This window comes from Mesorhizobium sp. P2_C7, assembly GCF_056404515.1.
In genome coordinates, this window is sequence record NZ_JBFUDW010000017.1 from 114,831 (window position 1) to 135,862 (window position 21,032).

Below are 21,032 nucleotides of genomic sequence, written 5' to 3' on the forward strand. Positions count from 1 at the left end.
GAGAGAAGCGGCATGATCCTGACACTGGCGCTGCTTGCGGGTCTTGTCCTGGCCTGGCTGCTGATCGGCGTGGTGGAGAAATTCCGCCTCGGCCTGCGTTTCACCCAGGCACTGCTCTATGTGCCGTTCAAGCTTGCTTACCGGATCAGCGACAACCGCGTCAGGATCGCCCGCAAGGCGCAGGCCCCTATCATCTACGTCATCTCGCATCAATCGCGTTTCGAGCCGGCGCTGATGCTGTCGCTGCTGCCGGACGACACGCTGCATATACTCGACGAGGTCTCGGCGCGGTCGCCATGGCTCGAACCGTGGCGCGAGCTTGGCCGCACCATCGCCTTCAACGCCGAACATCTCTTCGTCAGCCGCAGGCTGGTGCGTGTGCTGAAGGGCAAGGGGCGGCTCGCCGTCTATCTGCCGGACGCGGTCGAGCCCAACGTCAAGACGTTTCGCCTATTTCGCGCCGTCACCCGCATCGCCATGCAGGCCGACGCCAAGATCGTGCCGATCTTCGTCGCCGGCGCGCGCAGCCTGCCGGTGTCGCTGACGCCGGCGGACAAGGCGCCGCGGCACTGGTTCCCGCAACTGTCGATCAGCGTGCTGGAACCGATGACCATCGCCGAACTGGCAGCGCGCAACCCGGACCAGGCCTCCAACACCAACGCGCTGTTCGACCGTGTCGCCGAGGCCCGGCTTTTCGGCGCCGAGCTCGATCGTGGCCTGTTCCTGGCAATGCGCGACGCCGCTGCCCGTGTCGGCGCCTCGCACCCGATCATCGAGGACGTCATCTCCGGCGCGCTGAGCTACCGCAAGATGTTCATCGGCGCCCGCGTCCTGGGCCGCCGGTTCGAGACGGTGACGGCGCCGGGCGAAGCGGTCGGCCTGCTGCTGCCCAACGCCAATGGCGTGGTGTTGTCGTTTGTCGGCCTGCTGTCTGGCGGCCGGGTGGCGGCAATGATCAACTACACCGCCGGCCCGGCCAGCGTGACCGCGGCGGTGCGCACGGCGGTAATCCGAACGGTTGTCTCCTCCCGTGCCTTCGTCGAGAAGGCCGACCTCGCCGATATCGTCGCGGCGGTCGAGAACGGCGGCGCCAAGCTGCTTTGGCTGGAGGATGTGCGGGAAGACGTCACCGCGCTCGACAAGCTTGCCGCGGCCTTGCTGTGGCGCTGGCCGCTGCAGCGGCAGGATGCGGCCAAGCCTGCGGTGATCCTGTTCACCTCGGGTTCGGAAGGCACACCCAAGGCAGTGGTGCTGTCGCACAAGAACCTGCTTGCCAACGCCATGCAGGCCGAGGCGCGCATCACTATCTCGCCCGCCGACATCCTGCTCAACGTGCTGCCGGTGTTCCATTCCTTCGGCCTGACGGGCGGCACCATCCTGCCGCTGGTCACCGGGGTAAAGCTGTTCCTCTACCCCTCGCCGCTGCACTACAAGATCATCCCCGAGATCGCGCGCAAGGTGAAACCGACAATCATGTTCGGCACCGACACGTTCCTCGCCAACTATGCGCGCACCGCCAAGGACGGCGATTTTTCCAGCCTGCGCTTCGTCGTCGCCGGCGCCGAGGCTGTGAAACCGGAAACCCGCCGCGTCTATCGCGAACGCTTCCAAGCCGAGATCATCGAAGGTTTTGGGCTGACCGAAGCCGCACCCGTGGTTGCCGTCAACACCGCGATCCATGGCCGCGACGGCACGGTCGGCCGGCTGCTGCCGGCGATGCGCATGAAGCTGGAGCCGGTCGAAGGCATATCCGACGCCGGCCAGTTGTGGCTCGACGGACCGAACCTGATGATGGGCTACATGACTGCCGATCGCCCCGGTGAGCTGCAGCCGCTGACCGGCTGGCACGACACCGGCGACATCGTCGCCGTCGATCGCGAGGGCTTCATCACCATTCGCGGCCGCGCCAAGCGCTTCGCAAAGATCGCCGGCGAGATGGTGTCGCTGGGCGCTGTCGAGATGCTGGTGCAGTCGCTGTGGCCGGAAGAACGCCATGCGGCGGTGGCGGTGCCGGACAAGAGACGCGGCGAGCGCATCGTGCTGGTCACCACCGCCGACGATGCCAATCCCGACGAGTTGCGCAAATTCGGCAAGCAGGCAGGCGCCGCCGAATTGATGGTGCCGAACGACATCATCAAGGTCGAGGAAATCCCGGTGCTGGGTTCCGGCAAGACCGACTATGTGTCGACCAGAAAGCTGGCGATCGACAGGCTGGGGCTCGGTGTGGCGGCCTGAAGCAGACGCAAAGCGGAGCGCAAGACCCCCAGGATGACGAATGCGGAGCGGGCTTCGAGAAACCCTACCCGATGTCCGAAGGCGGCACTTTCTCGCCCTCCTGCTTGGCGCGCTTCGAATAGGCGCGCACGCTGAACGGCAGGAAGAGCAGATAGCCGGCGACCGAGGCGGTCAGCGTGTACCAGGGATAGGTCATCAGCAGCAGCACGTAGAGCACGACGCCAAGGATGATCGGCAGCACCTTGTCGCCTGGCACTCTCAGGCTCTTGCCGGAATAGACCGGCAGCCGGCTGACCAGCAGGAAGGCAACCAGGATGGTGAAGCCGGTGGCGACGAAGGCAGCCGGGCGACTGGGCTCCAGACCTGTGCGCAGGAAATACAAATAGAGCGGCAGCATCACCAGCACGGCGCCCGCCGGCGCCGGCACGCCGACGAAATATTCGGACTGCCACACGGGGCGCTCGGCCTTCTCGTCGTCGAGCACGTTGAAGCGGGCAAGCCTGAGCCCACAGGCGATGGCGAACAGAAGTGCTGCGATCCAGCCCGGCGATCCGGCGCGGTCGAGCAGGAAGGCATAGAGCACCAGGGCGGGCGCAACACCGAAGTTGACGATGTCGGCCAGCGAATCCATCTGCGCGCCGAATTTGGAGGTCGCCTTCAGCATCCGCGCCAGCCGGCCGTCAATGCCGTCGAGGAAGGCCGCGAGCAGCACCATCACCACTGCCGGCTCAAAACGACCCTCAAAGCCGAAACGGATGCCGGACAGGCCGGCACAGATGGCAAGCACGGTAACGAGATTGGGCAGCACCATGCGCATCGGGATTTCGCGGATGCGCGGGCCGCCGCTGGCATGGGCTTCGAACTTTTTGTATTGCGTGCCCACCGGTCAGGAAATCCGCACGAGGGGAGTGCCGGCGACACCGCCGAATTCGGCCAACACGGTTTCGCCACCGACAGCGGTCTGGCCGACGGCAACGCGCGGCGTGGCGTTGAGCGGCAGGAACACGTCGACACGGGAGCCGAAGCGGATCAGGCCGAAACGCTCGCCGATGGCGATCGAGCCGCCAGCCTCGGCCCAGCAGACGATACGGCGCGCCACCAGGCCGGCGATCTGGACAGCCGCGACCGTGCCGTTGGGGCTGTCGATGACCAGGCCGTTGCGCTCATTCTCGGTGCTCGCCTTGTCGAGTTCGGCATTGAGGAATTTGCCCGGCCGGTGCTCGATCTTGGCAATACGGCCGCGCACCGGGGCGCGATTCACATGGCAGGAAAACACGTTCATGAACACTGAGATGCGGGTCATCTCGACATTGCCGAGGCCAAGTTCGCGCGGCGGCACGGCCGGTCCAACCGCCGAGATAATGCCGTCGGCGGGGCTCACCACAAGGCGATCGTCAACCGGCGTGACGCGCTCTGGATCGCGGAAGAAATAAACGCACCAGGCGGTCAGGATAAGGCCGATCCAGAACAGGATCGACGAGAAGTAGCCGAGGAAAAGCGTCGCCGCGCCGAAGGCCGCGATAAAGGGATAGCCTTCGCGATGGATCGGTACGAACGCGTTCTTGACCGTATCGACAAGGCTCATCGGGCTGGGGCAGGCTCCGTTTCAAGTCCGGCCTCAATAGCCGAAAGCCCAATTCACCGCAACGCAACAATCGGCAAGGCCGCATTGACCGCAACTGGCAGGAGCCGTCATGCGCTTGCCTGTCGGCATCGTTGCCACCAGAATTCAGGCCACCGCCGGTTCGCAGCCCAGAGAAAAGATCGACTGCCCATGATCCAACACCTGAACGGGGCCAACCTTGATTCCAGGCGATGGGCTGAAATAGCTGGGGTTCTGGTCGCACTACTGGCATCGAATGGCAGCGCAATCGCACAAACCAAGCCATCCTTCGACTGCACCAAGGCCGCCAGCGCGGCGGAAAAGGCCATCTGCGCCGACCCTGCCCTGGCGCAGGCCGATGCAGACGTGGCGAAAACCTACGCGGCGGTGCTGAAGACGCTCGATCCTCACGCCGGCAAGGCCTTGCGGGACGACCAAAGCGATTTCATTGCGTATCGCGACCAGATCGCCGGCTTCAACGAGAACACACCCAAGGATCGGCAGAATTTCGATCTCGGCGAATTCCTGCGCGACCGTGCGACCTTCCTCGCCGGCATCCGCAAGCCTAGGGATACCGGTTTCATTGGCACATGGAGCAGCGTTCGCGGCACGGTCGAGATCAAGGCGGCTGGCGCTGGCAAGCTCGACGTGTCGGAAGAGGTCGCCAATCCTGTCTCCGGCAGTGGTTCGTGCGAAATCGGCGGCACGGTCAAGACACATAAGGAATTGCGGTTGGTCGATACCGACGACAACGACAGGCCGACCGGCTTTGTTTTCATCTTCCGCCGCGATGGCGATGCGCTCGTCGTCGAGCAGGGCGGCACCGGCAAGGACGGCATTTCGGAACCGCCATCATGCGGCGCCAACGGTCATGCCGATGGCAATTTCTTCCTGAGCGAAAAACAGTAGGGCTGCTGTCGGGGATCCGTCCCCTCGCCCGTCCTTGGTGAGACAGCGCTTCATTCCGCCCGCAAGGGCCGACGACGCGTGCAACGGAGGCTCCGATCATGCAGGCATCATCTGGCAACAAAGCTCGTGTCGTGACGGAAGGCCTCGCCTTCGGGGAATCGCCGCGCTGGCGTGACGGACGCCTGTGGCTCTGCAACTGGGGGACCGGCGAGATCATCGCCGTCGATGCCGACGGCAGCCGCGAGATCGTGCTCACCGTGCCGGCTGTGTTGCCCTACTCCATAGACTGGCTGCCGGACGGTCGCCTGCTCGTCGTCTCCGGTCGCGAGGGGTTGGTGTTGCGCAGGGAACCGGACGGTTCACTGGTTACCCACGCGGATTTTCGAAAGCTGTCGAAAAGCCCGTGGAACGAGATCGTCGTCGACGGGCGCGGCAACATCTATGTCAATGGCGGCGGCCCGGCGCCGGCTCCCGGCCAGTATTTCGGCCCAGGTACCGTCGTGCTGGTCACGCCAGACGGCGCGGTCCGGCAAGTGGCCGAAAACATCGCCTTTGCCAACGGCATGGCGGTGACGCCGGACAACAAGACGCTGATCGTCGCCGAATCGCACGCCAACCGGCTGACTGCCTTCGACATCGCCGCGGACGGCAGCCTCGCCAACCGCCACGTCTGGGCCGACCTCGATGGTTTTCCCGACGGCATCTGCCTCGATGCCGAAGGGGCGGCCTGGTACGCGGACGTTCCCAACAAGCACTGCGTGCGGGTGCTTGAAGGCGGTGAGGTGCTGCAGACCGTCAATGTCGATCGCGGCTGCTTTGCCTGCATGCTGGGTGGCGCGGACAGGAAAACGCTGTTCATCGCCGCCGCCGAATGGCGCGGCTTCGAGCACATGATCAGCGATGCCCGCACCGGCCAGGTGCTCAGCGTTGAAGCGCCGGCACCTGGGGTCGGCTGGCCGTAGAAGCCTTACACCCCTGGGATCCGCCGATAGTTGGCGATGTCGGCTCGCACGCCGAGCCGGGCGATCGTTTCCTGCGGATTGAAACCGGCACGCGCGTGCTCGGCCGTGACGATCGGCACGACCCGGTTGACGACCGACTGACTCTCCCATTCGACGATCGTGACGAGGTTGAATTCGCCCGGGCCCGAGAATTGCTCGAGCAGGAAATCCTGCACGAAGCCATCCTGCCGGCGCAGCACCTCATGCGTTGCCTTGACCTTGGCGAGTATCTCTTCGCGGGCGGCGGCCGGGACGACGAACTTGTCCACCCTGAACACGCTGCCGCCATCAGCACTCTGATTTATCTTGCTCATTTTCGATTGTTCCGTTCCTGGATCTTGGTGTTTGCGGGCTCCAAGAACGGCCTACAATCTCAACTAAAGTTGAGGTCAAGCGGATTCTTTCCCTTCTTCCACAAGGGGGAGAAGAAGAGCCGCCGCTATGACACCTCCGACGTGCGGCGGCGGACGATGACGCCAAGCTCGTCGCCTTCGCGGGCGATGCGCAGCCGCTCTTCGGCTTCGGTCGCTTCGCGCTGGCGGTCCCACATCGAGGCGTAGAGGCCGTGCTTGCGCATTAGCTCGGCATGGGTACCGCGCTCGGCGATCTGGCCATCCTGCAGCACGATGATTTCGTCGGCGGAAATCACCGTCGACAGCCGGTGGGCGATGACGATGGTGGTGCGGCCACGGCTGACCAGATCGAGCGCGGCCTGGATCTCCTGCTCGGTGTGGCTGTCGAGCGCCGAAGTCGCCTCGTCCAGCATCAGGATCGGCGGCGCTTTCAAAATGGTGCGGGCGATCGCCACGCGCTGCTTCTCGCCGCCGGAGAGTTTCAGCCCGCGCTCGCCAACCATCGACTTGTAGCCATCGGGCAGCCGCTCGATGAACGGGCCGATCTGGGCGAGTTCGGCCGCCTTGCGCATGTCCTCCTCGCTGGCGCCGATACGGCCATAGCGGATGTTGTAGGCGATGGTGTCGTTGAACAGCACCGTGTCCTGCGGCACCATGCCGATCGCCCCGCGCAGGCTCTCCTGCGTCACGTCCCTGATATCCTGGCCATCGATCAGCACCTGGCCGCCCTGGACGTCGTAGAAGCGGAACAGCAGCCTGGAGATGGTCGACTTGCCGGCGCCCGATGGCCCGACGATGGCGACCGTCTTGCCGGCCGGCACCGCGAAGCTGATGCCCTTCAGGATCTTGCGGTTCGGATCATAGGAGAAATGCACGTCGCGAAACTCGACCTTCCCTGCGCTGACGGCGAGTGGCCTGGCATCCGGCTTGTCGACGATCTCCTGCGGAACATCCAGAAGGTCGAACATCTGCTCGATATCGGTCAGCCCCTGGCGGATTTCGCGATAGATGAAGCCGATGAAATTGAGCGGCACCGACAGCTGCATCAGCATCGCGTTAATGAAGACGAAGTCGCCGACCGTCTGCGTGCCCGCCTGCACTTCGAGTGCCGACATGCACATGACGATGACGGTGCCGAGGCCGAAGATGATGCCCTGGCCAAAGTTCAGCCAGCCGAGCGAAGTCCAGATGCGGGTCGCCGCGATCTCGTAGCGCGCCATCGAGCGGTCGAAGCGCTCGGCCTCCATGCCTTCATTGTTGAAATATTTGACCGTCTCGTAGTTGAGCAGCGAGTCGATCGCCTTGGTGTTGGCGTCGGTGTCGCTGTCGTTCATGTCGCGGCGGATGCCGATGCGCCAGTCGCTCGCCCGCACCGTGAACCAGACATAGACCCAGACGGTGACCGCGACGACGACGACGTATTTCCAGCCATAGGTGTAGGCGAAGATGCCGGTGGTCAGCGCGAATTCGAGGATGGTCGGCGCGGTGTTGAGCATGATGAAACGCACGATCGTCTCGATGCCCTTGGTGCCGCGCTCGATGATACGCGACAGGCCGCCTGTGCGCCGCTCGAGATGAAAGCGCAGCGACAGTTCATGCATATGGACGAAGGTGCGGAAGGCGAGCTGGCGCACCGCATACTGGCCGACGCGGGCAAACAGTGCGTCGCGCAGCTGGTTGAAACCAAGCTGCACCAGTCGCACGACGTTGTAGGCGACGACCAGCATGACGGGTGCCAGCAGAAAGGTTGGCAGCGGCGGCACAGACCTGGCGTCGCCGGCCAGCGCGTCGGTCGCCCATTTGAAAAAATAGGGACCGGCGACCAGCGTCAGCTTGGCGACAACCAAGAGAAGCGTCGCCCAGGTGACCCGTGCCCGGAGATCGGCGCGATCCGCCGGCCACATGTAAGGCCACAGATTGAGCAGCGTCTTGAAGGTCGAGGAGTCGGAGACGGTTTTTTCGGCCATTTCTGGTGCCTTCTTCTTATTTTCAGCGGCCGGAGCAGCAGGAATTGACGAGCGCGGCGACCGATGCGGAAACATCGGCAAGCGCGGCGTGGTCGACCGCATAGCGCGAGCGCTGGCGATCGGGCTCGAAGCGGACCAGCCCGGCCTCGACCAGTATCTTCAGGTGTTGTGACACGGTGGACTGCGCCAGATCGAAACGATCGACGACTTCACGGCAGCAACAGGAGTTGCTGGCTGACAGGTGCTTTATGATTTCGATGCGTGCCGGGTGGGATAACGCGGCAAGCCGCGCGGCAACGGTGCGGCTGTCCGGGGCGCAGTTGGCCGGCGCGGAGCGGCATCCGTCTGTTTCGGAGGAGGATTCGGTCATCGTCCATCGGCGATAAACGATGACCGGTTCTACTGCAAGCTAACCCGATGGGTAGAGCGCTGGAACTGCCAATCTCCCCCACACGGGGGAGATTGCGCGCTCAGCCGATGGCTGACTACTTGGTCTTGGGCGGAGCCGTTGTCGCCTGCTCGCCCATCGCCTTGAGGTCGGCGGCTTCGCCTTCCTTCGACTTTTCCGGGACCTTGAACACCTGCCCCGGCCAGATGCGGTCGGGATCGCTGATCTGATCCTGGTTGGCGAGGTAGATGGTCGAGTAGCGCACGCCATGGCCGTAGACGCGCCGCGAAATCCGCCAAAGCGTATCGTTGCGGCGGATGATGACGGCACTGCCGGCATGCTCGAGCTTGGGCGCCACCGTCTCGGGCACATCGCCTGGCGGCGTTGCCGCAGCCACAACTCCAGGAGCGTCGGTGGCGGGAGCGGGCGCGGCCGGTGCCGTCCCGGCCGGAGCCTCGGTGGCCGGTGCAGCAGGAGCCGATGCGGATTCCGCCGGAGCGGCGCCTGCGACGGCAGGCGCGGCCGGCTTTGCTTCGGCGGGCGCCACGGCGGCGACAGAATCACCCGGCTCGCGCTCGAACGGTACGGCGGCGCGGGCCACAACTGTCACCCCGTCGGCATCGAGACCGTCGACATGGATGGTGTAGCTGCCGACCGGAATGTCACGCGTCGCCTCGACCAGGAAATGGCCGTCCGGCGACGTCTGCGCGTCGCCGAGCAGGATGTCATTGGCATAGGCGCGCACCTTGCGGCCGGCATCGGCGAGACCGGCGACAAAGATCTTTTTGCCGTCGATTTCGACCGCTTCGACGACGATCTTGGGTTCGGCCACTGATCCGGCGGGCTGCGTAGCCGGTGCCGCTGGCGCGGGTGCTGCTGCAACCACGGCTGGCGCTGGAGCCGCCGGGGCGGCAGCCTGGTCGCCAGCGGCCGGTGCGGCCGGCTTTGTCTCGGGCGCCGGAACGGTGAGCAGTTCGGCCGGCTTGCCGGGCTCCTCGACCATCGCCAGCACCTGGCCCGCCGCATCCTTGGGAACCGAGACGACGGCGGTTTGCGCCGAGGCGGTCACGACATCGCCGGTGGTGGCGCGCAATGCGATTGTGTAGTCGCCGGGTTTCAGCGGATCGTCGAGCACGATGACAAAGGCGCCATCGGGGCCAGCGACCGTCGAGCCGAGCACGGTGGTGCCGTTGAGGATCTCTACCTTCGAATTGGGCGCCGCATTGCCGGCAATGACGATCGAGCCATTGCTCTCGACGCGCACCACATCGAAGGACGGCACGATCAGACCGGCCGCAGCCGGTGCCGCCGCATCCGTTGCGGGCGCGGCTGGAGCCGCCGCATCCGTTGCCGGTGCGGCCGGGGCCGTCGCCTGAGGCGCCGCGCCGGGAGCGGCCGGCACCGCCGCTGGCGGCAGCCGCGCTTCCGTGCCGGGATCGGCTGGTTTCGGCGCCGCGGGCGGCGTCAGTGCTGCCACTTCCGCCGGCGGCGTACGAATGAGATATGGGTCGAGTGCGCCCGATACATAGGCGGTTCCTGCGGCCGCAACGGTCCCACCCGCTGCGAACAAGAACGCCTTCAGTGGATTAATTGCCATATTTCCCTACCCCTTAGCCACCTAATGCCGGTCTAGCCTGTTTTGCCCAAGCCGACAAGAAAAAGCCCGCCCCGGGCTTGACCCCGCTTTCAGACCCAATCACCAATCATCGGTATGAACACGATTCGATCCGTCTGCGTCTATTGCGGCTCGTCTCCGGGCCGCGATGAAACCTATGCCAAGGCCGGTCACCTGCTTGGGCGCTCGATTGCGCGCTCCGGCCTCAGGCTGATTTACGGCGGCGGCACCAAAGGCATCATGGGCGCCGTCGCCGAGGGCGCCTTGCGTGCCGGCGGCAAGGTGACGGGCATCATTCCGCGCTTCCTGATCAACAAGGAGGCGACCGAAACCGCGCTTGACCGGCTCGACGAACTCGTAATCACAGACAACATGCACGAGCGCAAACACAGGATGTTCGAAAAATCCGACGCCTTTGTGGCGCTGCCGGGCGGCATCGGCACGGTCGAGGAGATCGTCGAGGTCATGACCTGGGGGCAGCTCGGCCATCACCGCAAGCCGATCGTCTTCGCCAATGTCGGCGGATTCTGGGATCCGATGCTGGCCTTGCTCGACCACATGGCCGCCGAGGGCTTCATCCACACCGCGCAGCGGGTCAAGCCGCTGGTGGTCAACGACCCGGAGGCGATCGTCGCCGCCATCATGGTGGCAGGCTCCTCCGTCGACGCCCCGACCGAGGGCATGCAGTCGGTGATCGACAAGATGTAGGGGAAAAAGGCAGTAGGGCAGTATGGCAGTATGTAGATTGCCTGAGGTGAAGCCCTGCTGCCCTACTGCCCTGCTGCCCTGCCCTCTTCCCCCGCCGCCTCCCGCAAGCCGGCGATCACCGCGCGGCGGTCGTGGCGCCGCCAGGCAAGATGGATGGAAACCGTTCGCTCGAACCATGGCAGGTCGCGAAACACGATCCGCGACGGTGCGGCGGTACGCAGGCTGGCCTGCACTGTGGCCAAGCCAAGACCGGCGCTGACCAGACCGAGCGAGGTCAACGGATCGGCCGTCTCATAAGCGATGTCGGGAAAAAAGCCGGCCTTGGCGCAGGCGGCCAGGAACTGGCCACGGTTGGTGTCGTCAGGCTGGCGCACGACGGTGATCCAGGTGCGGCGGTCGAGGTGATGCGGCCTGATGTCCGACAACCCGACAAGCGGGTCATCTTCGGGGATCGCCAGCACCAGCGGCTCATGGCGCAGCGCGATCGTGGCAATGTCCGGGTCATCGTCAGCCGGCGGCGAATAGACGAAACCAAGGTCGAGCGAGCGCTGCCTAAGCCCCTCCAGTTGCGCCGCCGACCGCAGGCTTCGCAACTGAAGGTGAAAATCCGGCCGTTCGCGACGGAACTGACGCAGCATCCCTGCGACAAGCCCGGCATGCACGGCGCCTTCGACATAGCCGATGGCGAGACGGCCGACGGCGCCGCTGGCCAGGTTGCGGCCGAACTCCTCCAATCGTCGCGCGTTGGACAACAGCGAGCGGGCCTCGGTGAGGAATGCTCGGCCCTCGGCGTTGAGATGGACCCGTTGCCTGGCTCTTTCAAACAGGGGAACGCCAAGCTGCTCCTCGAGCTGCATGATCTGCCGGCTGAGCGGCGATTGCGAAATATGCAGGATTTCGGCGGCACGGCCGACATTGCCGGTTTCGGCGACCGTGACGAAATAGCGGAGTTGGCGCAAGTCGAACATTTTTCTTCGATCTTCAGGTCCTTGGAGGTCTCAACTTTAGCCTATTCAGTCTTGGACAGTCTGGCTAGGCGGAGCGATGGTCGGGGCACCGCAACCCAATGAGACCGCCATGCAGTTCTTTGCCCTTCTCACCCGCAACACTGAAAAGTTCAGCGATGCCGATTTCGCGCCGCTGCTGCCCGGCGAGGCCGAGCAACGGCGCACGCTCTATGCCGAAGGCGCGGTGCGCCAGGTGTGGAACCGTGGCGACATCCCGGGCAGCGGCATGATGTTCGAGGCCGGCAGCGACGCCGATGTGCGCCACCATCTCGCCACCTTGCCGCTGGTCAAGGCGGGCATGATGGACATCGCCGCCATCGTCCCGCTCAATCCCTATCCAGGCTTCGGCCCGAAGCGCTGACGGGCGCACGAGGAGCGGCGGTCGGCAAGGCTTGCCGCCTCCTCTCCCTCCAAGACTTTCGCCGGATACGGGTGGGCAAACTCGTCCTGTGGCGATTTCCGTTTGCGGCTCGCGAGCGAGTTGGCTATCGGGGAACATCTGCAGGGGGACAAACTTTGGAGAACAGACCCGAGACGGAGACAGATCTCGCTCCCCGCGCCTCCGTCGTCATGACCGTCTACACCGACCAGCGCTTCCTCGACGCGGCGGTCGACAGCATCCTAACCCAGGAGTTCCGCGATCTTGAGCTTGTGATCGTCGATGACGCGACGGGCGACGACGCGGTCTTCGAGGCACTGGCACGCCGTGATCCGCGCATACGGATCGTGACCAATCCCACCAATCTTGGCCCAGCCGCCGCCGCCAACCGCGGCATCGAGGCGGCCCGCGGCGACATCATCCTGCGTCTGGATTGCGATGACATTGCCGAGCCGACGCATGTCGGGCGACTGGTCGCCGCATTGGACGAGGACTCCGAGCTTGGCCTCGTCGGAAACGCGGTAACGCTGATCGACGAAGCCGACCGCGTCGTCGGCGGGCAGCTGATGCCCGAAACGGATCTGGCGATCCGGTGGACCATCCTGTTCCACAATCCATTCTATCATTCATCCATGGCCTATCGCCGTAGCGGCTTCGAGGCCGTCGGAGGTTACAAGGCCGATCAGTGGATATCGCATGATCACTATCTGTGTTTTGCCCTGCTGCCTTTGTGCCGGGCGCGAAACCTTGCCGAACCGCTGACGCGCTACCGGCTGAACACGCAAGGGCTGAGCACGAAGCACTCGAAGAACGCGCGCAACCGGACGCATCCGATCCGCGAGGCGCTTTGGGCCAAGCTTGGGCTGACCTACGATCTTTATGACGACGCCTTCGCGCGCGATATGACCGAATTCATCCGTGGGCATGAGATCGCCGTCGAGCGGCGCGCCGCCGCCTACTGCAAGCTGCTTGCCGTGCTTCGCGTCTTCCTCGCCGCCGCCCGGCCGTTCGAGCGGGCCGAGGATGCGGATGCCGCCAGGCAGCTGGCGCATGGCCTCGTTGCCCGCATGCTGGCCAGTCCGCCGTTGCGGATACACGAGATGCTGAGGGTCTGTTCCCTGTGTTGGCCGCTCGACCGGCGTGCCGCGACCAGAGCGGCAATGACGCGGCTGGCGGCTGGCTTGAAGGCCCGGTTGCGCGCGACGGGGAAATGGCTCGGCGAAACTGCGAAAATAGAGCCTTCACCGGCACCCTCGCCGGGCGTACCGGCACTGCCGCGGGAGGCTGGCCAGGCGCGCGACATCGCCGAAAAGAGTGTCGAATTTGTCCTGATTGCCGAGGCGGGCATTCTCGAAGCGCAAGCCCTGTTGCTGTGCGAGAGCATACGATGTTTCGCCGGTGCCTATTCGCGGTTCCCGATAACGGTCGTGTCGCCCAGGAGTAGCCGTCGCCCATCCGTATCAACGCTGCGCAAACTTGAGCAGATGGGTGTCGAATATCTGCCGATCGAGATCGAGAGCTACTACCCGCAATATGGCACGTCGTATCGCATTCACGCTCTTGCTCACGTCGAACGTCGGCCGGGGCCGCCAATCATTGTGCAGCTCGACAGCGATACGATCTTTGTCGCCGAGCCCGATTTATCGTTGGGCGCCAGTTCGGCCGCCGCGCGCCCTGTAGACGTCAAGGGAATGTGCACGATGGGTCCTGGCGACCCCTTCGACAGCTACTGGAGAAAGTTGTGCGCCCTTGTCGGCGTCGACTATGAACGTCTGCCCATCGTGAACACGACGGTCGGTGGCCAGGCGGTGCGGGCGAGCTACAATGGCGGGCTTTTTGTAGCAAAAAGGGCCTGCGGGCTTTTCCAGCGCACCGAAGACATTTTCAGACAATTGGTGGCCGCGGATATGAAGTCGTGGGCCGACGGGCCAACCTACAACACCGGAACCGGGGTTCTGCACGGAGAGGCCACCGCCTATTGGGGTACAAGCCAGGCCGCCTTTTCGCTGGCGGCAGTCGCGGGAAACCACTCCGTGCGACTTTTGCCGGATACGCACAATTTTCCTCTCAACAACCTGGCTGGGTTGCCGTCACCCGACGCGGCGCGATTGGTCCACATCCACTATCATCACCTGTTCAGCGCCGGATCGGCAGAGGCAAATCCGATATTGGACGGAACGCTGGCCCTCCCGGCAGCAATTTCCGAATGGCTCCTCGCCCGGCTGCCGCTGCAGGAACAACCGCAGCCGACGGTCACGACGCGTGACCTCGCACTCGACCACGACGCACTTGTTCGCACCAACCACGATCTCAGCCTCCAACGCGACATGCTCGTCCGCGACCGAGACGCTCTCCGCGCAGAACGCGACGCGATCCTCGCGTCACGCAGCTGGCGGCTGACCGCACCATTGCGTTGGGCGCTAGGCCCGTTCGCGCGCCGAAGATGACGCGCAACATCGAAAGCGATGCCGGTGATCGACGGACCGTGATCGACCGTCAAGAAACCGTCACACGCAAGCGGACTCGTCCGTGCTAGAAATCGCGGTCAGGCTGCCGCCACGCGGCGCCATTTCCGAAAACTGTATCTGGTACTGCCCATGGATGTCGCTCTTGCCCCGGAAGGCACCGACCTGTCGCCTTACCTGCCCGACGAGCACGGGCTGTTCTTCATCTATCATTTCACCGCCGATGGCCTGCGCACCAAGGACCCGGCACAGGCGTGCTGGACCTGGCGCAGCTATCAGATCACCGACCTGCATGCACGCCAGGAGATCGGCGCCGAAAAAGCTTTGCCGGGGCCGGTGCGCGACGCCTTCCTTGCCCCCAGCCATGGCTGTCACATCGACTTCGAGGATGGCTGGCTCTATGGCGATCTGCCGGACCTAAAGCACGACTTTTCGGAAGCGCGCGGGCTTGTCCATTTCCGCTTTGCCTTCAACGAGACGATGCTGGTCGGCGCTCGCAAGCAGCCGCTGGAATCGGTCGATGCCGTCCGCAAGGCGGTGGAGAATGGATCGCGGAAATTCCGCTCGCCGGCGGAGCTGATCGAGGCGGTCACGGGCCAGTCGCTCGACGGCATGTCGGTCGAGCTCGGCAAGCTGGGCGACACGCTCGACGGCATCGAGGACCGCGTCGTGCGCGATGCATGGCATAATGAGCGACAGGCGCTGGTCGAGGCGCGCCGGCAGCTGGTGGTGATCCATCGGCAGATGGCGACGATCACCAATCTGTTCCGGCATCTCGACCATTCGCATCGCAACGAGCTGCCTGACCCGATCAACGACATGGCGGCAAGGCTCTCGCAGCGGGCGCATACGCTCTATCATGACGGCGAGCAGTTGCAGGCGCGCACAAGGCTGTTGCAGGACGAGTTGATGGCCAAGCTGACCATGCAGTCGAACCAGCTGCTCTATGTTCTTTCTGTCATGACGGCGGTGCTCCTGCCGATGACCATCATCTCGGGCCTGTTCGGCATGAATGTCGGCGGGCTGCCGTTGGTCGACACACCCATGGGTTTCTGGGTGGTGACAGCGGTCTCGGTGTTTATCGCGGCTGCCACCTATCTGTTCGTCAGGCGGCTTGGCCGGGGGCTGTAACCGCAGCCCGGCGACTGTTCATGCCGAAGCGCGAAGATCCTCGATGATGGTCCCGGCGGCACGGATTTCCGCCTCGTGGTCCGGGTCGCGCCAGGTCTCGGCAAGGCCGGCCGCATACCATTCGCGCATCGCCGGCAGATTGAGCAGCTGTGCCGCATAGGCCGCAGCCGCCGCCTCGAAGGTGAGCCCATAGGAGTGCACCCGGAACGCCACCGGGGCAAAGAAGGCATCGACGGCGGTAAAATGTGCGCCGGCGAGAAACGGCCCGCCGAAACGGGCAAGGCCATCGTTCCATAGGTCGCCGAGGCGGAAGAGATCCTGCTTCAGCGCATCGGACATCGGGAACGGTTTGACGCGTACGCCGCAACTCATCGGGCACGCGCCGCGCAGTGCGGTGAAACTCGAATGCATTTCGGCGGCGGCCGAGCGCGCCCAGGCGCGCGCCTTGGCCTCGACGGGCCAAACGCCATGGTGACGCTCGGCCAGATACTCGACGATGGCGAGCGAATCCCAGACCGCCCAGCCATCGTCGACCAGGCTGTTGTCTATCAAGCAGGGCACCCGGCCGCTGGGTGAGAACGGCCGGTAGAGATCCCAGCTCGATCCGGTCGGAAATGGCGTCAGCCGCTCCTCGAACGGAATATCCAGCTCGCGCATGAGCACCCATGGCCGCAGCGACCATGAGGAATAGTTCTTGTTGGCGATGTGCAGCAGGTACATCGAAACTCCTTACCGGATAGAAGCCTTGCGCGCGCTCGTCAGCATCGACCAGGAATAGATCGCCAATGCCGCCCAGATGAGAGCAAAGGCGACGGCCTGGGTTGTGCCGAAAGGTTCGCCAAAGATCAGGACCGCGATCAGGAACACCATGGTCGGCGCGATATATTGCATGATGCCGATGGTCGAGAGGCGCAGCAGCTTGGCACCGAAGGCGAACAGCAGCAGCGGCACCGATGTGACCGGACCGCAGCCGATCAGCAATGCCGTATCAGCACCGCTGCCGGACACGATGTGGTCCTGCCCGGTCGCGATCAGGTAGGCGATGTAACCGAGGGCCGGCACCGACAGCAAAAGGACTTCAAGCAGGAACCCCTGGCTCGGGCCGATCGGCAGCGTCTTGCGGAAGAAGCCGTAGGCGGCGAAGGAAAACGCCAGCGCCAGCGACACCCAGGGCAGCTTGCCGCCCTCGATGGTCAGCACCGTGACGGCGACTGCCGCCAGCACCACCGCCGCGATCTGCAATCGGTCGAGACGCTCGCCCAGGAGCAGCGCGCCGACGACGACGTTGACCAGTGGGTTGATGTAGTAGCCAAGCGCGGTCTCGACGGTGCGGTCGACGGCGATCGCCCAGACATAGATGCCCCAGTTGACCGAAATCAGCGCCGCTGTCAGCGCGGCCATGGCGATGGTTCGGGGTGAGCGAAGTGCCGCCTTGAAATCCGCCGTGCGGCCGGCCCAGACCAGCACGGCCGCGGCGATCGGCACCGACCAGACGATACGGTGGGCAATGACTTCGGCGAGCGGCAGGTGGGCGACCGCCTTCATGTAGAAGGGCAGCAATCCCCACAGCAGATAGGCGCCCAGCGCCAAAAGAAAACCGCGGCGGGCCTTTGAATCGGTGTCCAGGGCAGTTGCTTCAGGGGCCATGGGCCAACGCTATGGCCCAGCCGCCTTGCCAAGACCATCACAAAGTTCTGATGGATCAACGGACTTTCGTTGATGGTTCAACCCTACTCCGCCGCCACCAGCCCGGCCATCTCGCGGTTCTTCATCAGCTTGTAGACGATGGAGTCCATCAGCGCCTGGAACGAAGCGTCGATGATGTTTTCGGAAACGCCGACCGTCCACCAGCGCGCGCCGGTACCATCATGCGATTCGATCAGCACGCGGGTGATCGCCTCCGTGCCGCCATTGAGGATACGCACCTTGAAGTCGGCAAGCTCCATGTCGGCGATCTCGTTCTGAAATTTGCCGAGATCCTTGCGCAGGGCAATGTCGAGCGCGTTGACCGGGCCATGCCCCTCGGCCACCGACATCTTCTCCTCGCCGTCGACCAGCACTTTGACGATAGCTTCGGACACCGTCTTCAACTGGCCGTTGGCGTCGAAGCGGCGCTCGACCATGCAGCGGAACGAGGTGACGTTGAAGAACTCCGGCAGGCCGTGCAGCATCTTGCGCGCCAGAAGTTCGAAGCTGGCATCGGCGCCTTCATACGCATAGCCCTCGGCCTCGCGTTCCTTGACCACGGCAATCAGCGCATCGAGCCGGTGGTCGTCCTTAGGCACATCAATCCCGCGCCGCTTCAGCTCGGCGAGGAAATTGGCCTTGCCGCCCTGGTCCGAGACCATGACGCGGCGGCGGTTGCCGACCGCTTCCGGGGGCACGTGCTCATAGGTCGCCGGCTCCTTGGCCAGTGCGGAGGCATGGATGCCGGCCTTGGTGGCGAAGGCCGAGGCACCGACATAGGGCGCCTGCGCTTCCGGCGCACGGTTCAGGAGCTCGTCGAAAGCGCGGGAAAGCCTGGAGACACCGGTCAGGGCTTCCGCCGAAATACCTGTTTCGAAGCGGGTGGAGAAGGCCGGCTTCAGCGCCAGGGTCGGCACGATCGAGATCAGGTTGGCGTTGCCGCAGCGCTCGCCGATGCCGTTGAGCGTGCCCTGGATCTGGCGCACGCCGGCCTCGACCGCGGCCAGCGAATTAGCCACCGCCTGGCCGGTGTCGTCATGGGCATGGATGCCGAGATTGCCGCCGGGGATGCCTGAGCCGATGACCTGCTCGACAATGGCGCGGACTTCCGACGGCTGCGTGCCGCCATTGGTGTCGCACAGCACCACCCACCGCGCGCCGGCATCAAAGGCCGTCCTGGCACAGGCCAGGGCGTAGTCGGGATTGGCCTTGAAGCCATCGAAGAAATGCTCGCAATCGACCATCGCCTCCTTGCCGGCGGCGATCGCCGCCTCGACGGATGCCTTGATGGCGTCGAGGTTCTCCTCGTTGGTGCAGCCGAGCGCGACGCGGACGTGGTAGTCCCAGCTCTTGGCGACGAAGCAGATGGCGTCCGACTTCGATTGCACAAGGGCTGCAAGGCCAGGATCGTTGGACGCCGACACCCCTGCCCGCTTGGTCATGCCGAAGGCGACAAATTTGGCGCGCGCCGTGCGCTTCTCCTGGAAGAAGGCGGTGTCTGTCGGATTGGCGCCGGGATAGCCGCCCTCGACATAGTCGAGGCCGAAAGCGTCGAGCAATTTTGCGATGGCGATCTTGTCCTCGACGGAGAAGTCGATGCCTGGTGTCTGCTGGCCATCGCGCAAGGTGGTGTCGAAGAGGTAGAGGCGCTCGCGGGTCATGGTCATTTGCCCGCAAACTTGTCCGTCGCCCGGATCAGCTGACCCAGGATGCCCGGCTCCGAATAGGCATGACCGGCGCCCTCGATCAGGTGAAAATCCGCCTTCGGCCAGGCCTTGTGCAGCGCCCAGGCATAGCGCGCCGGGCACGGCATGTCGTAGCGGCCATGCACGATGGTGCCGGGTATATCCCTCAGTTTCCAGGCATCGCGCAGCAACTGCCCCTCTTCCAGCCAGCCGGCATGGACGAAATAATGGTTTTCGATACGGGCAAAGGCGACGGCATAGTCGTCCTGTCCGAAAGGCCCGCTGGTTTCGGGGTCAGGCAAAAGCGTGATCGTCTCGCCTTCCCACAGGCTCCAGGCCCGAGCCGCCTCGATCTGCGCCTTGCGGTCGCTGCCCACCAGCCGCTTGCGGTAAGCCGCCATCATGTCGCCGCGCTCGGCCTCCGGGATCGGCGCCAGGAACCGCTCCCATTTGTCCGGGAACATTTCCGAGACACCGAACTGGTAATACCATTCGAGCTCCGCACGCGTCAGCGTGTAGATGCCACGCACCACCAGTTCGCTGACGCGATCAGGGTGGGTCTCGGCATAGGCAAGCGCCAGGGTCGAGCCCCAGGAACCGCCGAACACCAGCCATTTGTCGAAGCCGGCCATCTCGCGCAGGCGTTCGATATCGGCGACCAGATGCCAGGTCGTGTTGGCTTCCAGGGAGGCGTTGGGCGTCGATTTTCCACAGCCGCGCTGGTCGAACAGGATGACGTCGTAAAGCTTTGGGTCGAACAGCCGCCGGTGTTTTGGCGAGATGGTGCCGCCTGGCCCGCCATGCAGGAACACCGCCGGCTTGGCGCCCCTGGTGCCGGAGCGTTCCCAATAGACCTGATGGCCGTCGCCGACATCGAGCATGCCGGACTCGAACGCCTCGATCTCGGGATAGAGGGTGTGCAGTCGACTGCTCATAGCTGCAAACCTTTGGTCGGCCAGTCCGCCGTTTCGTGGTCGGGATGCTGGAAGGAGATGATCTGCTCCTGCCGGGCGTAGTAATCGGGGTCCTGGTGGATGGGCTGGTCGAAGATCGTCTCCACCCAGGGCAGCCGCGCGGCGTAGTTGACCTGGATTTGCGGGGCGAGATCGGAGCGGTCGTCGAAGGCGCCGATGGCGATCTCCAGTCCACCGGGCTGCCGATAGGTCAGCGGCGTGCCGCAGCGGGCGCAGAAGCCACGATCGATGTTGACCGACGACTGGAAATAGCTTGGCTCCTCATGGGTCCATTCGACGCCATCCCTGGGCACCGTCACCAGCGCCCCGAAGAACGAGCCGAACTGCTTCTGGCACATGCGGCAATGGCAAATCGACGGCCGGCCGAGCGCCCCTTTGATGCGGAAGCGCACCGCGCCGCACTGGCAGCCGCCGGTTCGTATTGTCTCGGTCATGATCTTTCCTTCGGCGGCCATTGTTCGGTGTCGTGGTCCGGGTGCTGGTAGGAGACGAGATCGGCCAGATAGGGGGCCGACGACATGTCCGCCATCGTCTCCTCGCCCGGCAATTGCGGGATCGTGTCGACATAGGGCAGCTTTGCCTCGGTGCCCCACTGGATCAGCGGCACGATCTCCGCCGGATTGTCGAACGCGCCGATGGCGAGGCCAACGCCGTCCGGCGCGGTGAAGGTCAGCGGCGTGCCGCAATTGGCGCAAAAGCCACGATCGACATGGCTGGACGAGCGGAAATATTTGGGCTCACCGCGCGTCCAGTCGAGCGTTGCGCCGCGCACCGAAACCAGCGGCGCGTAGAACGAGCCGAACGCCTTCTGGCACATGCGGCAATGGCAGATCGAAGCGTCGCCAAGCGCGCCCTCGACGCGAAAGCGCACCGCGCCGCACTGGCAGCCGCCGGTATAGATCGGTCGGTTGTCGAGGCTCATCGCG

General features: G+C 64.4%; 20 protein-coding genes. 7 read left to right on the forward strand and 13 right to left on the reverse strand.

Annotated elements, in window-relative coordinates; all coding sequences use genetic code 11:
- Positions 1-12 precede the first annotated feature (12 nt).
- Positions 13-2,235, forward strand: a complete 2,223-nt coding sequence (locus AC1D2G_RS28995) for an AMP-binding protein (RefSeq protein WP_477418361.1) — start codon at positions 13-15, stop codon at positions 2,233-2,235.
- A gap of 64 nt (positions 2,236-2,299) precedes the next feature.
- Here the strand turns inward: AC1D2G_RS28995 and AC1D2G_RS29000 are convergent, their stop codons facing one another.
- On the reverse strand, positions 2,300-3,118 hold the full coding sequence (locus AC1D2G_RS29000; protein WP_095086458.1) for a CDP-alcohol phosphatidyltransferase family protein: 819 nt from the start codon (positions 3,116-3,118) through the stop codon (positions 2,300-2,302).
- Between the two features lie 3 nt (positions 3,119-3,121).
- Positions 3,122-3,820, reverse strand: coding sequence for a phosphatidylserine decarboxylase (locus tag AC1D2G_RS29005; RefSeq protein WP_477418363.1), 699 nt, complete (start codon positions 3,818-3,820; stop codon positions 3,122-3,124).
- A 189-nt stretch (positions 3,821-4,009) separates the two neighbouring features.
- Here AC1D2G_RS29005 and AC1D2G_RS29010 point away from each other — a divergent pair, with 189 nt between their 5' ends.
- Both AC1D2G_RS29010 and AC1D2G_RS29015 read left to right on the forward strand, forming a co-directional pair.
- A complete protein-coding gene (locus AC1D2G_RS29010) occupies positions 4,010-4,747 on the forward strand; it encodes a lysozyme inhibitor LprI family protein (protein WP_477418365.1) in 738 nt (245 codons plus the stop codon).
- Positions 4,748-4,845: 98 nt separating this feature from the next.
- Complete coding sequence (locus AC1D2G_RS29015; protein WP_477418367.1) at positions 4,846-5,709, forward strand: SMP-30/gluconolactonase/LRE family protein; 864 nt, start codon at positions 4,846-4,848, stop codon at positions 5,707-5,709.
- A 5-nt stretch (positions 5,710-5,714) separates the two neighbouring features.
- Here AC1D2G_RS29015 and AC1D2G_RS29020 read toward each other — a convergent pair whose 3' ends face one another.
- The 4 genes from AC1D2G_RS29020 to AC1D2G_RS29035 all read right to left on the reverse strand — a co-directional run bounded on the left by AC1D2G_RS29020 (position 5,715) and on the right by AC1D2G_RS29035 (position 10,053).
- Entirely contained in the window at positions 5,715-6,062 is a 348-nt protein-coding gene (locus AC1D2G_RS29020) for an antibiotic biosynthesis monooxygenase family protein (protein ID WP_477418369.1), read from the reverse strand.
- A gap of 125 nt (positions 6,063-6,187) precedes the next feature.
- On the reverse strand, positions 6,188-8,068 hold the full coding sequence (locus AC1D2G_RS29025) for an ABCB family ABC transporter ATP-binding protein/permease (protein ID WP_477226266.1): 1,881 nt from the start codon (positions 8,066-8,068) through the stop codon (positions 6,188-6,190).
- Positions 8,069-8,090: 22 nt separating this feature from the next.
- Complete coding sequence (locus tag AC1D2G_RS29030; protein WP_477418371.1) at positions 8,091-8,438, reverse strand: ArsR/SmtB family transcription factor; 348 nt, start codon at positions 8,436-8,438, stop codon at positions 8,091-8,093.
- 115 nt (positions 8,439-8,553) lie between these two features.
- The gene (locus AC1D2G_RS29035) at positions 8,554-10,053 is read right to left on the reverse strand and encodes a LysM peptidoglycan-binding domain-containing protein (protein ID WP_477418373.1); all 1,500 of its coding nucleotides are present in this window, start codon (positions 10,051-10,053) and stop codon (positions 8,554-8,556) included.
- 114 nt (positions 10,054-10,167) lie between these two features.
- On the opposite strand from AC1D2G_RS29035, the gene AC1D2G_RS29040 reads away from it, so the two are divergent.
- Positions 10,168-10,779, forward strand: a complete 612-nt coding sequence (locus AC1D2G_RS29040) for an LOG family protein (RefSeq protein ID WP_457151876.1) — start codon at positions 10,168-10,170, stop codon at positions 10,777-10,779.
- Positions 10,780-10,841: 62 nt separating this feature from the next.
- Here the strand turns inward: AC1D2G_RS29040 and AC1D2G_RS29045 are convergent, their stop codons facing one another.
- Complete coding sequence (locus tag AC1D2G_RS29045) at positions 10,842-11,747, reverse strand: LysR substrate-binding domain-containing protein (protein WP_477418375.1); 906 nt, start codon at positions 11,745-11,747, stop codon at positions 10,842-10,844.
- 109 nt (positions 11,748-11,856) lie between these two features.
- Between AC1D2G_RS29045 and AC1D2G_RS29050 the strand changes: the two genes are divergently transcribed.
- The 3 genes from AC1D2G_RS29050 to AC1D2G_RS29060 all read left to right on the forward strand — a co-directional run bounded on the left by AC1D2G_RS29050 (position 11,857) and on the right by AC1D2G_RS29060 (position 15,761).
- Positions 11,857-12,147, forward strand: coding sequence for a muconolactone Delta-isomerase family protein (locus AC1D2G_RS29050; RefSeq protein ID WP_477287330.1), 291 nt, complete (start codon positions 11,857-11,859; stop codon positions 12,145-12,147).
- A gap of 155 nt (positions 12,148-12,302) precedes the next feature.
- Positions 12,303-14,612 (forward strand): glycosyltransferase family 2 protein, encoded by a 2,310-nt coding sequence (locus AC1D2G_RS29055; protein WP_477418377.1) that lies wholly within the window; start codon positions 12,303-12,305, stop codon positions 14,610-14,612.
- Between the two features lie 150 nt (positions 14,613-14,762).
- Positions 14,763-15,761 (forward strand): transporter, encoded by a 999-nt coding sequence (locus tag AC1D2G_RS29060; RefSeq protein ID WP_477287334.1) that lies wholly within the window; start codon positions 14,763-14,765, stop codon positions 15,759-15,761.
- An 18-nt stretch (positions 15,762-15,779) separates the two neighbouring features.
- Here AC1D2G_RS29060 and AC1D2G_RS29065 read toward each other — a convergent pair whose 3' ends face one another.
- From AC1D2G_RS29065 to AC1D2G_RS29090, 6 genes are all read right to left on the reverse strand, one after another.
- Entirely contained in the window at positions 15,780-16,481 is a 702-nt protein-coding gene (locus tag AC1D2G_RS29065) for a glutathione S-transferase (protein ID WP_477418379.1), read from the reverse strand.
- A gap of 9 nt (positions 16,482-16,490) precedes the next feature.
- Positions 16,491-17,408 (reverse strand): EamA family transporter RarD, encoded by a 918-nt coding sequence (rarD, locus tag AC1D2G_RS29070; protein WP_477418381.1) that lies wholly within the window; start codon positions 17,406-17,408, stop codon positions 16,491-16,493.
- A gap of 83 nt (positions 17,409-17,491) precedes the next feature.
- The gene (gene cimA / locus AC1D2G_RS29075; RefSeq protein WP_477226255.1) at positions 17,492-19,114 is read right to left on the reverse strand and encodes a citramalate synthase; all 1,623 of its coding nucleotides are present in this window, start codon (positions 19,112-19,114) and stop codon (positions 17,492-17,494) included.
- Positions 19,111-20,067 (reverse strand): prolyl aminopeptidase, encoded by a 957-nt coding sequence (gene pip / locus AC1D2G_RS29080; RefSeq protein ID WP_477418383.1) that lies wholly within the window; start codon positions 20,065-20,067, stop codon positions 19,111-19,113. Before pip ends, cimA begins: the two co-directional genes overlap by 4 nt.
- Complete coding sequence (locus AC1D2G_RS29085; RefSeq protein WP_457151885.1) at positions 20,064-20,540, reverse strand: GFA family protein; 477 nt, start codon at positions 20,538-20,540, stop codon at positions 20,064-20,066. Before AC1D2G_RS29085 ends, pip begins: the two co-directional genes overlap by 4 nt.
- Entirely contained in the window at positions 20,537-21,028 is a 492-nt protein-coding gene (locus tag AC1D2G_RS29090) for a GFA family protein (protein WP_095086514.1), read from the reverse strand. Before AC1D2G_RS29090 ends, AC1D2G_RS29085 begins: the two co-directional genes overlap by 4 nt.
- Between the last annotated feature and the right edge of the window lie 4 nt (positions 21,029-21,032).